At 59.9% G+C, this 11,272-nt stretch carries 12 protein-coding genes; 4 read left to right on the top strand and 8 right to left on the bottom strand.

The genetic code is table 11. The features are described from left to right. Positions 1-268: 268 nt before the first annotated feature. The 4 genes from HMPREF2890_RS06385 to ribD form a co-directional block, all read right to left on the bottom strand. The gene (locus HMPREF2890_RS06385) at positions 269-1,477 is read right to left on the bottom strand and encodes an acetate/propionate family kinase (protein WP_070466725.1); all 1,209 of its coding nucleotides are present in this window, start codon (positions 1,475-1,477) and stop codon (positions 269-271) included. A 9-nt stretch (positions 1,478-1,486) separates the two neighbouring features. Continuing rightward, positions 1,487-2,509, bottom strand: coding sequence for a phosphate acetyltransferase (pta, locus tag HMPREF2890_RS06380; RefSeq protein WP_070466721.1), 1,023 nt, complete (start codon positions 2,507-2,509; stop codon positions 1,487-1,489). A gap of 65 nt (positions 2,510-2,574) precedes the next feature. Further along, the gene (locus tag HMPREF2890_RS06375) at positions 2,575-3,618 is read right to left on the bottom strand and encodes a hypothetical protein (protein ID WP_148130702.1); all 1,044 of its coding nucleotides are present in this window, start codon (positions 3,616-3,618) and stop codon (positions 2,575-2,577) included. 376 nt (positions 3,619-3,994) lie between these two features. Continuing rightward, positions 3,995-4,978, bottom strand: a complete 984-nt coding sequence (ribD, locus tag HMPREF2890_RS06365; protein ID WP_070466711.1) for a bifunctional diaminohydroxyphosphoribosylaminopyrimidine deaminase/5-amino-6-(5-phosphoribosylamino)uracil reductase RibD — start codon at positions 4,976-4,978, stop codon at positions 3,995-3,997. Positions 4,979-5,012: 34 nt separating this feature from the next. Here ribD and HMPREF2890_RS06360 point away from each other — a divergent pair, with 34 nt between their 5' ends. Genes HMPREF2890_RS06360 through xerD form a run of 4 tightly spaced genes read left to right on the top strand, consistent with a single transcriptional unit; the run spans position 5,013 to position 7,973 of the window. Then, positions 5,013-5,852 carry a N5-glutamine methyltransferase family protein gene (locus HMPREF2890_RS06360; protein ID WP_070466708.1) on the top strand — a complete coding sequence of 280 codons (840 nt, stop codon included), beginning with the start codon at positions 5,013-5,015 and terminating at the stop codon, positions 5,850-5,852. Next, positions 5,849-6,367, top strand: coding sequence for a regulatory protein RecX (locus HMPREF2890_RS06355; RefSeq protein WP_083289846.1), 519 nt, complete (start codon positions 5,849-5,851; stop codon positions 6,365-6,367). The genes HMPREF2890_RS06360 and HMPREF2890_RS06355 overlap by 4 nt, the downstream gene beginning before the upstream one ends. Continuing rightward, the gene (locus tag HMPREF2890_RS06350; RefSeq protein ID WP_070466705.1) at positions 6,355-7,071 is read left to right on the top strand and encodes a ComF family protein; all 717 of its coding nucleotides are present in this window, start codon (positions 6,355-6,357) and stop codon (positions 7,069-7,071) included. The genes HMPREF2890_RS06355 and HMPREF2890_RS06350 overlap by 13 nt, the downstream gene beginning before the upstream one ends. Then, positions 7,068-7,973 carry a site-specific tyrosine recombinase XerD gene (gene xerD / locus HMPREF2890_RS06345; protein WP_070466702.1) on the top strand — a complete coding sequence of 302 codons (906 nt, stop codon included), beginning with the start codon at positions 7,068-7,070 and terminating at the stop codon, positions 7,971-7,973. Before HMPREF2890_RS06350 ends, xerD begins: the two co-directional genes overlap by 4 nt. Before the next feature lie 8 nt (positions 7,974-7,981). On the opposite strand, the gene HMPREF2890_RS06340 is transcribed toward xerD, so the two are convergent. Genes HMPREF2890_RS06340 through HMPREF2890_RS06325 form a run of 4 tightly spaced genes read right to left on the bottom strand, consistent with a single transcriptional unit; the run spans position 7,982 to position 11,272 of the window. After that, positions 7,982-8,785, bottom strand: coding sequence for a glycosyltransferase family 2 protein (locus HMPREF2890_RS06340; RefSeq protein ID WP_070466699.1), 804 nt, complete (start codon positions 8,783-8,785; stop codon positions 7,982-7,984). Then, entirely contained in the window at positions 8,782-9,606 is an 825-nt protein-coding gene (locus tag HMPREF2890_RS06335) for a glycosyltransferase family 2 protein (RefSeq protein ID WP_070466696.1), read from the bottom strand. Before HMPREF2890_RS06335 ends, HMPREF2890_RS06340 begins: the two co-directional genes overlap by 4 nt. After that, the gene (locus HMPREF2890_RS06330) at positions 9,603-10,445 is read right to left on the bottom strand and encodes a glycosyltransferase family 2 protein (protein ID WP_070466689.1); all 843 of its coding nucleotides are present in this window, start codon (positions 10,443-10,445) and stop codon (positions 9,603-9,605) included. Before HMPREF2890_RS06330 ends, HMPREF2890_RS06335 begins: the two co-directional genes overlap by 4 nt. Then, positions 10,442-11,272, bottom strand: coding sequence for a glycosyltransferase family 2 protein (locus tag HMPREF2890_RS06325; protein ID WP_070466685.1), 831 nt, complete (start codon positions 11,270-11,272; stop codon positions 10,442-10,444). Before HMPREF2890_RS06325 ends, HMPREF2890_RS06330 begins: the two co-directional genes overlap by 4 nt.

Here is an 11,272-nt window from a genome sequence, read left to right as displayed (position 1 = left end):
CTCAGGCACATGAGTCAACTTTATCAGCAAAATGACCCTCAACCATGTCAACTATTTTCAGGAGAAGACAGGCGCTTGTCTAATACCGATATTAGTCGCGTCTAATACCGATATTAGTTTAGCCTAATACCGATATTAGGTGATTCTAATATCGGTATTAGATTTTTCCCTTAGGACCGGGCTCCGACCTGTTACCTTCAGAGCAAAAAAAAGGGTCCCCACAGCCGGTACGACTGTGGGGACCCTTTGAGTCACTATTAGTGCACTTTTACTTCATCTTGCCTGTGACGATGGCAACGGTGTCGCGTGCGATGACCAGCTCCTCGTTGGTCGGCACGACGATCACCTTGACCTTGCTGTCTGGTGCAGAGATGACGGTCTCGGTGCCGTGGACCTTGGCATTGAGCTCCTTATCGAGCTTGATGCCGCAGAACTCCATACCGGAGCAGACGGTCTCGCGGGTGATGGCCTGATTCTCTCCCACACCACCGGTGAAGATGATCGCATCGGCACCACCGAGCTCAGCGAGGTAGGCTCCGACGTACTTCTTGATGCGCTGATCGTACATCGCAAGGGCGAGGATGCAGTCCTTGTCGCCTGCAGCCACACCGGCCTCGATGTCGCGCATGTCGCTCGACTTGCCGGTGACACCGAGGACGCCGGACTCCTTATTGAGCAGGTGGTCCATCTGGTCGGGAGTGAGTCCCTCCTTCTTCATGATATAGAGGACTGCAGCCGGGTCGATGTCCCCCGAGCGGGTACCCATCATCAGTCCCTCCAGCGGGGTGAGCCCCATCGTGGTATCGATGCACTTGCCATCCTTGACAGCGCAGATAGAGCCTCCGTTGCCGATGTGGCAGGAGATGAGGCGATTGTGATCGGGATCAAGCCCGAGGATCTCACAGGTGCGGTGGCTGACGTAGCGGTGGCTGGTGCCGTGGAAGCCGTAGCGACGGATCTGATACTCGTCGTAGAAGCGGCGAGGGATGGCGTACATGTAGGACTTCGCCGGCATCGTCTGATGGAAGGAGGTGTCGAAGACTACCACCTGGGGAGCCTTGGGCAGGACCTGTGAGACAGCGTCGATACCCTTGAGGTTGGCGGGGTTGTGCAGTGGCCCGAGGGGGATGCACCTCTTGATCCCCTCAATCACCTCGGGGGTGACGAGACAGCTCTTCGTGAAGACGGAGCCACCGTGCAGGACGCGGTGACCGACAGCGCCGATCTCATCAAGGCTGGAGATGCAGTGGTACTGCGGGTCGGTGAGCTGCTTGAGGATCAGCTCCACCGCCTGGGTGTGATCGCGGAAGTACTGCTCGATGGTATTGGACTTGCCGTCCGGGGTCTTGACCTTGAGGAACGACTCCTTGTCACCGATGCGCTCAGCATTCCCCTTGATCATCACCTGCTCCGACTCGGTGTCGATGAGCTGAAACTTGGCAGACGAGCTGCCGCAATTGAGGACTAAAACCTTCATATCCTGATATTACTTCTGAGACTTACGATGAGCGGCCTGGAGGGCGGTGACAGCAGCGAGGTAGTAGATGTCCATGGGGGAGCATCCGCGGGAGAGGTCGTTGACAGCACCATCGAGACCCTGCAGGATCGGGCCGATGGCGGTGGCACCACCGATACGCTGTGCGATCTTGTAGGCGATGTTGCCCACCTGGAGGTCGGGGAAGACGAGGACATTGGCGTGACCAGCCACCTCGCTACCGGGAGCCTTGAGCTCAGCGACAGTGGGATCGAGGGCGGCATCGATCTGGAGCTCGCCGTCGATCTTCAGCTCGGGAGCGATCTCGCGGGTGTACTCCATAGCCTCGACCATGAGGTCGACCTTCTCGTCCTTGGCACTGCCTTTGGTGGAGAAGGAGGTGAAGGCGATCTTGGGATCCATACCGAGGACAGACTGTGCGGTCTCGGCGGAGGAGATGGCGATCTGAGCGAGCTGCTCCTTATTCGGCGAGATCATGACGCCGCAGTCGGCAAAGACGAAGAGGCCGTCGGAGCCGTACTTGGGCGTGATCTGGTCATTCATCTGGATGATGAAGCTACCGCTCACAGCCTTGACTCCGGGCGCGGTGCGGAGGATCTGCAGGGCGGGGCGGATGGTGTCACCGGTGGAGTGGATCGCACCGGATACCTCGCCATCGGCGTCGCCACTCTTGATCATAAGGCAGCCGAGGAAGAGCGGGTCCTCAGCCTTGGCGAGTGCCTGCTCGGGGGTCATGCCCTTATGCTTGCGGAGATCGTAGAGGAGGTCTGCGTACTCCTGCTTCTTGGGGTTGCTCTTGGGGCAAACGATCTGAGCCTCATGGATGTGCTCCAGCCCGAGCTCCTCGGACTTCCTCCGGATCACTTCCGGGTCGCCGATCAGGATAGGCGTGAGGATCTTGTCCCTAAGGAGCATATCGACGCCTTTAAGCGTCCGCTCCTCCTCGCCCTCGGGGAAGACGATCGACATGACATTTTTCTTTGCCTTCTCGGCAATAGACTCCAGTAGTTTCATAGGATATGATGAACGTATTGATTGTAATGATTTTTTCTGTCTGGCTGGGCAAAAGTAACCATTTTTTACCACTTCGGGTCGGGACGGAGGAGAGCGGCAAATCGGGTGGAGGGGAGGAGCGGGGTGAGCAGCGTGGGGGCGTGCCTTAGGAGTGACCCGGTGAGGTAGAGGGGGAGGCCGGTGAGACCCTGCGGGGAGGTGATCTCGTAGAGGTAGGTCCGGCCGCTCGGCTCGGCATATCGCCGCGACAGCTCGAGGGCGACGTGCCCCATCGTCCGGCGGAGATTGATCTCCACAGAGGGGGCGAGCCGTAGGTGGTCGCCATCCCTCCATACCACAGTGTCGATACCGAAGGGACCGGTGTAGCCGTGGAAGTCGTAGCCTCGCAGTCGCTCCAGCAGGTGTGCCACATACTCCTCGTGCGTGGGCGTGGTAGGCTGACGGCGGAGTTGCTCCAGCACCACCGCTTGAGGAGCAACGAGACTGGCGCCATAGCGACCCTGACCGGTGGTGAAGAGATGGACACCCACGTACTCGATCCCGCCATCAGGGTGGCGGACAAACTCGTACCCTCGGTCTGCCACCCGATCGAGCCACGGCTCCAGGTAGAGCTCCTGATGCCTCCGGAGCAGCTCACAAAGCTCCGGTATGGATCTCGGGAAGAAGACCCCACGACCGGAGCTGCTGAAGTCGAGCTTGGCGACCCAGCGTCCCTCCTTTGGCACTTCGCTCTCCTCCGAGATGCGTCGAGGCGGCATCATAGGACCGAAGAGCGACGGCTCGTACAGTTTTTTCCACAACTCCAGTGACCGCTCCCGACTCGCTAGCCGGCGCATCTCAAGCGGGTCATACCCGATCCCCGGCACTTCCGGAGCCGCCCCCCACGGCACAATCCGGTCGACCGTCTCCGCCCGGCTGACCATTTGCTCCGTCCGCAGCTCCGTAGGGAGGTCCTGCGGCACCAGCACCCCCTCACCCTCCGCAGCGTAGTAGATCGGCAGGGTGGCAAGGTCATGCCGCAACTGCCGGACGGGTTTCGTCGGCGTATAGTGAGCCTGTCCCCGCTTAGCGGAGAGCTCGTACCCGGGATTGAAGTAATGGAGGATCATAAAAAATATGGTAAGAGCATCCGCACCTCGCATAAATACGAGCGAGGTGCGGATGCCCTCAACTACTCCTTAGTCTACGTATTGAAAAGCAGTCCCCAAACCGGACAGATGTTATCAATGAAAAGATAGGAGAAGATCACAATCCAGAGATAGATCTCCCTTCGACGCGCAGATACATAAGGAGGATTTTGGTATGTGTCTTTCTTTCTCTCCAGCTCGATCAAGTTAGAGATGTACAGGACAAGCCCCAAAAGACCAATGACCAGAGGAAATAAAGGTCGCCAATTCATAAAACACTTATAACAATAAGGTTACTCTATCATTCAATTAGCAAAGTCATATACCGGTATACCCGCCAAACACAGGGAAAATCCTATCACGCCCATCTGCGGTATCTGTAAAGGTGATGCCCGTCCCTCACAAGCTCTCGGTCAGGGGTCAGTGCGTCCAGCGACGGAGCCCTCACCCCCTCTCCGAGCGTCACATCCGGCACCCGCTCCACGTAGATCTCATCCCAGAGGTCCGCCTCCAGAAAGGCTCGCAGCGTCTCTACCCCACCCTCGACGAGCAGCGAGGTGACATTCTCCATCAGGAGGTAGGACATACTCTCCGGCGAGACGCTGCGGAGCAGCTCCCAGCCGGGCTCCAGGTCAACCTCCTGCGAGGAGAGGAGAAAGCGCTTCGGCGAGTAGGGCGAGAGCGGCCAGTAGCGATTGGTGAGCGACGGCCGGTCCAGCTCGAGGGTCCTCCTTCCGACCACAATCCCGCTACAGCAACTCCGGAGCCGATGGACCAGCATGCGCGTATGGGGTGTGGAGAAGGCGACCGGGCGCTCTTCCGGACTTTGCCGAAGCCTATCGAGGAAGTGATCCGCTGACTCCGCCCACTTCAGTATGATGTAGGGCCTTCCCTGCTCCTGATTGGTGAGGAAAACACGCGCCACCTGCCGGCACTGCTCCTCGAGGCAGCCGGTGGAGACCTCAATGCCGGACTGGCGCAGGAGGCTGATCCCCCGTCCGGAGACGAGAGGATTGGGATCAAGGCAGCCGACGACCACCCGCCGGATGCCTCTTGAGATCAGCATACGGGCGCAGGAGGGAGTCCGCCCCTGATGAGAGCAGGGCTCGAGAGTGACGTAGAGTGTGCTGTCGGGGATCTTCGACTCGTCCTCGGGGGCGACAGAGCCGAGACAATTCACCTCCGCATGCCCCTCTCCACACCGCTGATGATACCCCTCACCGATGACCCTATCCTGCCAGACCAGCACCGCACCGACCCGGGGATTGGGGCAGACAGCCTGCAGCTCTGCACGGCGAGCGAGATCGATGGCTCGCCACATATATCTCTCGTCACTCATCATTTCATTAGGAAAAATGCTTGTATATTTGCTACAGATGGATATCCAGTCGCATAGTCGCCATATCGCAGACCGTCTCGCGAGCTACTACACCGACCGACGCGAGGCGATCGGTCTCTCCCGTCGTCTCCTCGAGGAAGTGACGGGGAGGGGCTACCCTGAGATGATCCTCTCCGACTACAAACTTACGAAAAAGGAGATCGAGACCCTCACGGACTACACTGATCGGCTCTTGGAGCATGAGCCACTGCAGTACATCCTCGGTCGTGCCGACTTCGGGGAGCTGACCCTTGCGACCGCCCCCGGAGTACTCATTCCCCGCCCGGAGACGGCACTCCTCTGCGACCTCATCGACCAACGAGGCTGGCTCGTAGGTGATGAGCGGGTGGCAGACCTCGGCACCGGCACCGGTGCCATCGCCCTTCTCCTTGCCCACCGCCACCCTGAGATCCGTGTCACCGCCATAGACGTCAGCCCGGATGCTGTCCGGCTGGCGCGGCAAAATACTGAGTCCCTCGGGCTCTCCGATCAGGTATCCGTGCTGCGGGCCGACCTGCTCATCAACACCTTTGCCCTTCCCCACCCTGTGGATCTCGTGGTGAGCAACCCGCCCTACATCCTCGAGCGGGAGCGCCGGGAGATGGCACCGCACGTGACGGAGCGGGAGCCGGCGGAGGCACTCTTCGTCCCGGACGATGAGCCGGCACTCTTCTACGAGGCGATCCTCAGTCGTTGCCCAGCCCCTCGGTACGCTCTGGAGATCAATCCTCTTGCCGCCGTGCGCCTTGAGGAGCTTTTCCACAAGAGGGAGTACGAGGTCACCTTTGGCTACGGATACAGGAGGGAGAGGCGATTCTTATTTGCAGAGAAGGGATGATCGATGAGAAGGAGCAGAAGCGGCTGCTGACAAAGGCGGGTGCCTACTGCGCCAAGGCGGAGCGGTCGGCGAAAGAGGTGACCGACAAGCTCTACAAGTGGTCTCTCGAGCCCATCTCCGCCGAGGAGGTGGAGCAGATACTGGAGTGGCTGAGGTCACAGCACTTCATCGATGAGGAGCGGTATGTGCGGCACTTCGTGGCGGACAAGACGGAGCTCCTCGGCAAGGGACCCTTTATGCTAAGGCGAGAGCTGCGGGACAAGGGGGTCTCCGAGGAGGCGATAGAGCGTGAGCTGGCGGCGATCCCTGACTCTAAGTGGATCGACCTCCTCGAGCGCTACCTGGCGCCGAAGCTCGAGCGATACCGCAAGAAGGCGAAGTCCGCCTACGACCTCCGCGGACGGCTGATGACCGCAGCCTATGGGCGAGGCTACCCCTCAGAGATCACCGAGGAGGTGCTGCGGGAGATGGACCTCACGGTGGAGAGCGGGGACGAGGAGCGATGGTACGAGTAGCAGAGTGGCTCAGCGTGGCGGCGATGGAGCTGAGCAGCACGCTCTTCCCTCACTACTGTCTCGTCTGTGGTGAGCGGCTATCCGCTGACCGACTGATGATCTGCCCCGCCTGTCTCGACCTCCTGGCCCGCTACCCGGGATCGGAGGCGCTCTACGATGCGGAGAAGCGGATCGAGGGACACGCCCCCTTCACCGAGTACCGGAGCGACCTCGGCTTCTCGCACCACAATCCCGTGCGAGACCTTATCCATACGATCAAGTACGAGGGTCATCCCGAGCTGGGAGAGCGACTGGGGCGGCTCTTCGCCCCGGAGCACCTCAGGGCGGGACACTTTGCCGACATAGGGGTGGCGGTACCGGTTCCCCTCACACCGAGGCGCCTCCGCCGGCGTGGCTACAACCAGTCGGCTTACATCGCCCGCGGACTGACGGGTGTCCTCGGCATCCGCCTTGACGAGACGCTCCTCGCCAGACGCGACAGCACCGGCACCCAGACCCACAGAGGGCGAGAGGCGCGGTGGGCATCGATGCGGGAGGCTTTTTACGTCCCCGATCCCGACAAGGTCTCTCGCCGAAGGATCCTGATCATCGATGACGTGCTGACGACCGGTGCGACCCTCTCCGCCTGCGCCTTGGCACTGATGGAGGCGGGCGCCGAGAGTGTCTCCTACTACACCCTCGCCTGTGGCGAAAGGACGATATGACGGACGAGCAGAAACTACCTGAGCTGGTGGAGGACTTCCGGCAGTACCTCACACTGGGACGAAACCTGAGCTCCAATACGATCCAGAGCTACACCTTTGACCTCAAGCACCTCTACGAGTATGCCGCTGACCGGAGACTGGAGGTGCTACAGCTCACCTACCCCGACCTGGAGCACTTCCTTGCCTACCTCGCCGACCTGGGACTTGATGCCCGGAGCATGGCACGGGTGGTGAGCGGGGTGAGATCTTTCTACCGGTACCTCTTCGCCGAGGAGATCATCCCTGCCAATCCGACCGACCTGCTGGAGGTACCGCGGATCGGACGGCGCCTGCCGGAGGTGCTGACGGTGGAGGAGATCGACCGGCTGATTGACAGCATCGACCTGAGTACGGCTCACGGCGTGCGCAATGCTGCCATGCTGGAGCTACTCTACAGCTGCGGGCTGCGGGTCAGCGAGTGCTGCGAGCTAAAGTACGAGCACATCTTCCTCGAGCATAAGTACCTCCGCGTGATGGGGAAGGGGAGCAAGGAGCGGCTCATACCGATGTCCGACACGGCGGTGGCGCGGATCGAGGACTACATCCCGATCCGGCAGGAGATCCACGAGAAGCCCGGATGCCGGGACTACCTCTTCCTGAGCCGTCTCGGTCGGCCACTCTCGAGGCAGATGGTATTTATGGTGATCAAGGAGCTGGCTAAGGAGGCCGGCATCCGGAAGCCCATCTCCCCGCACACCCTACGCCACTCCTTTGCCACCCACCTGCTGGAGGGCGGCGCCTCCCTCTCCGCCATCCGGGATATGCTCGGGCATGCCGACATCGCCACGACGGAGATCTACACCCACGTCGAGCTGACCGGACTCCGCGACGAGATCCTCACCCACCATCCCCGCAATAAGTAATTCCCTCGTCAGCCGCGTCTTGGCGGAAAAAGGAGATAGCGGATCTTGCGAAGGAGATACGGTAGACGCCCCACCTCCAGCCCAGGGATACGGAAGTGGTGCTCTCTCGCAAAGCGACGGATATCTGCTATCATCTCCTGTCGATCGGCCTGCACCGCCTTGTGTCGATCCGGATCAAGCAGGAGTGATCCCTCATTTCGCCTATAGAAGTACTCTGCACCGGGGACGGTGACGATGCGATCGGCGTAGTAGACCGCTCGGAAGGAGAATGGCAGGTCCTCGCAGTATCGGCCGAGAGGGAAACTGAGCTCGTGCTCTCGGATAAGATCGGTCCTGATCAGGTAGCGCCAGGCGTAGCCCCACTTGCCGACATAAGTAGCGCGCATCTTCTCCTCCACATCGGAGAAGACCCGCTCCTTGGTGAAGAGCTGTGTGTACTGCGGTGCCGCCTCATTGACCATACCTGCGAAAGCCATATCGGCATCGTTCCGCTCAGCCGCCTCTACGAGTCGCTCGTAGAAGTGACTGCTGATCTGGTCATCTACGTCGAAGAAGTGGATGTACTTCCCCCTTGCCTCACGGATCCCTCTGTTGCGGGTATAGGAGCTGCCACCATTCTGCTCATTTCGGAGGACGGTCACCCCGGGATGGCGCGAAGCCCTCTCTACGGAGCCGTCACTGCTACAGTCGTCGATGAAGAGCACCTCCAGCTCCTCATAGTCCTGCTCGTGGATGCAGTCGAGGCAGCGGTCGACGTACTTCTCGCCATTATAGCAGGGGATGATGATCGTGACAAGTGGCTTGGGATTCATGGCTTGAGTTCTTCTGTAAGATCGGTCTGACGAGAGGCAAAGAGCCTGCGGCGGAGGTACTCGAGTCCGAAGCGGAGGAAGCCGCCATTCACCCCCGGTATGCGCTCGCCCTTCTCCTCCGCAAATCGGCGAACCTCCTCCCGTGACAATTGCCTGTCTCTCCTCCGCCGCAGCTTATGAGCCTCGTCCCGGGTGGTCAGGATCGAGCCCTCGTTGCGGATGTAGAGGTACTCGGCATCAATGGCGGTGGAGACCTTTTGTGCGAAATAAAAAGCTCGGATGGTAAAGGGGATATCCTCCATAAGGCGTCCCTCGGGGAAGGTGATCCGGTGCTCCCGTAGCAGTGAGGTGCGGAAGAGGTAGAGCACCGAGTAGCCCCAGCGACCGGGATAGGTAATGCAGTACTTGGATCGCCCGGTATAGGTCTTGATCTGCGAGAAACGCTGATTATGGTAGTACCGCCCTTGGAAGACCGCACCGCCGATCACGATATCCGCACCGGTAGCCTGTGCTGACTCTGCCATCCGGAGGTAGTAGTCGGAGCTGACCCGGTCGTCGACATCGAGGAAGTGGACGTACCGCCCATGCGCCAGCTGTATCCCTCTATTTCGGGTGTAGGCGAGGCCTCTATTTGAGTCATTGGAGATCACCGTCACCTCCGTATACTCCGCAGCGAGGGCGACAGAGTCATCCGTACTACCGTCGTCGATCAGCAGCACCTCTAGGTCTCGGAAGCTCTGCCGCCGGATCGAGTCGAGGCAGCGATGCACATACTTTGCCCCATTGTAGCAGGGGATGATCACGGTGATGAGTGGAGTCATATATCTATGGATCTGAAGCGCTCGGGCAGCCTGACTACCCGCTTGCGACCGGGCATGAGTGGCTTATTCCAGGCAAAGAGGGGGCGAAAGAGTCTCTGTAGGCGGCGCGCCCTTCTCAGGATTCGATCTGCGTCAATAGGTGTGCGGGTGGAGGTGAAGTGAATGGTCCTCGCACGTCGGGAGAGGTGATTTCCCCAGTCCACACCCCGCTCGCCCTGCCGTGCTTTCACCATCTCGAGGTCGCAGTAACCGGCATGGATCAGGTAGAGATCGGGAAGGATGTGGAGGTTGTGCCCCCTCACTCTGTGGAAGCCGCTTCCCCAGTCGAGAGGGCGGGTGAGGATGCAGCTCTTAGTGTAGCGAGCGGTTAGCACGGCATAGCGACGCTGCTCGAGGAGGGAGCGATCGGGATCCAGAGGAGCCTCTTCGTCAAGTCGCTGTCCCAGGTCAAGTCCCAGAGCTGAAGCGTGGCTCTCCGGTCGGTGCTCCGAGAGGTACTCCCTCAGAGAGAGACCGGTCCGAGGGTCGGGCACGACGAATTCGTCACTGTCGGTCCCGAGGATCAGATCGTACCCCTCATCGAGCAGATGATGAGCTAGTCTCGTCAGGAGTCCGATGCGATACTTATCGCCTGCCGAGCGAGAGAGAGACCGATGGGGCAGTTTCGTGATATGGACCTCCTCCGGTGTGCCGACTGGGATCTCCTGATCCTCCCCATCGAGGTATACATAGAGGTGATCGTACCCCAGCTCTCGTCCGTAGTAGCGGATCCATCGGGAGAGGAAGAAGGAGTCGTTACGCGCCATCGTCACAGCGGCTATCCGTATCGTATCACTCATCGCATCAGTCGCTCTGTCAGGTCGGTCTGACCACCGCGTAGGCGATTGGAGACCTTGTGCAGGAAGTAGGAGATGAGGTGGGAGTCTCGTCCCGGTCGGCGATGCACCCCGTGTGCAGCGAGGAAGGTCTTGACATCCTCCTCCGCAAGATCATATCCCTCGGCAAAGGCTCTCCTCACCTCCGGATCGTCCGACTCCGTCAGAGAGTCCGCCTCGTAGCGGTAGAGATACTCCGCCCGGGGAGCAGTCGCCACCTTATTGGCATAAAAGAGTGCCCGGACGGCAAAGGGCAGATCCTCCACGAGTCGTCCGACCGGGAATCGAAGATCCTCATGACGGCGAATAAAGTCGGTGCGGAAGAGGTATCTCCAGACCACACCTATCTTGCAGACATAGGTGACCCGAAGCTTGTCCATCGTCCCTGTGTAGACCCGAGGGGTGCGGAAGATCTGAGACTTCTCCGGCACATACTGGTAGACGAAGCTACAAGCGGTGACGTCTGCCCCGGTCTGCTCTGCGCGCCGAACCATCGCCTCATAGAAGTTGCTGCTCACCTCATCGTCGACGTCGAGGAAGTGGAGATACTTCCCCTTCGCCTCTTCGATGCCTCTGTTGCGTGTGTAGGAGACACCCCGATTGGTCTCGTTGCGCAGCAGTTTCACAAAGGGATACTTCGCCACCGCATCAGCCGTCTCATCCGTACTGGCGTCATCGATCAGTAGCACCTCCATGGGACTATAGCTCTGCCTCTCGAGGGCGGAGAGACAGCGCCCCACCACCTTTGCCCCATTATAGCAGGGGATCACCACAGTGACTAAGGGACTCAT

Source organism: Porphyromonas sp. HMSC065F10, from assembly GCF_001808555.1.
GTDB lineage: Bacteria > Bacteroidota > Bacteroidia > Bacteroidales > Porphyromonadaceae > Porphyromonas_A.
Note: the sequence above shows the minus strand (reverse complement) of the source record. Positions and strands in the feature narration are given on the sequence as shown.

What these genes read in the sequence shown, in the direction of transcription:
- HMPREF2890_RS06385 (WP_070466725.1), bottom strand. Translation starts at nt 1,477, where the DNA reads ATGAAGGTTTTAGTCCTCAATTGCGGCAGCTCGTCTGCCAAGTTTCAG.
- pta (WP_070466721.1), bottom strand. Translation starts at nt 2,509, where the DNA reads ATGAAACTACTGGAGTCTATTGCCGAGAAGGCAAAGAAAAATGTCATG.
- HMPREF2890_RS06375 (WP_148130702.1), bottom strand. Translation starts at nt 3,618, where the DNA reads ATGATCCTCCATTACTTCAATCCCGGGTACGAGCTCTCCGCTAAGCGG.
- ribD (WP_070466711.1), bottom strand. Translation starts at nt 4,978, where the DNA reads ATGATGAGTGACGAGAGATATATGTGGCGAGCCATCGATCTCGCTCGC.
- HMPREF2890_RS06360 (WP_070466708.1), top strand. Translation starts at nt 5,013, where the DNA reads ATGGATATCCAGTCGCATAGTCGCCATATCGCAGACCGTCTCGCGAGC.
- HMPREF2890_RS06355 (WP_083289846.1), top strand. Translation starts at nt 5,849, where the DNA reads ATGATCGATGAGAAGGAGCAGAAGCGGCTGCTGACAAAGGCGGGTGCC.
- HMPREF2890_RS06350 (WP_070466705.1), top strand. Translation starts at nt 6,355, where the DNA reads ATGGTACGAGTAGCAGAGTGGCTCAGCGTGGCGGCGATGGAGCTGAGC.
- xerD (WP_070466702.1), top strand. Translation starts at nt 7,068, where the DNA reads ATGACGGACGAGCAGAAACTACCTGAGCTGGTGGAGGACTTCCGGCAG.
- HMPREF2890_RS06340 (WP_070466699.1), bottom strand. Translation starts at nt 8,785, where the DNA reads ATGAATCCCAAGCCACTTGTCACGATCATCATCCCCTGCTATAATGGC.
- HMPREF2890_RS06335 (WP_070466696.1), bottom strand. Translation starts at nt 9,606, where the DNA reads ATGACTCCACTCATCACCGTGATCATCCCCTGCTACAATGGGGCAAAG.
- HMPREF2890_RS06330 (WP_070466689.1), bottom strand. Translation starts at nt 10,445, where the DNA reads ATGAGTGATACGATACGGATAGCCGCTGTGACGATGGCGCGTAACGAC.
- HMPREF2890_RS06325 (WP_070466685.1), bottom strand. Translation starts at nt 11,272, where the DNA reads ATGAGTCCCTTAGTCACTGTGGTGATCCCCTGCTATAATGGGGCAAAG.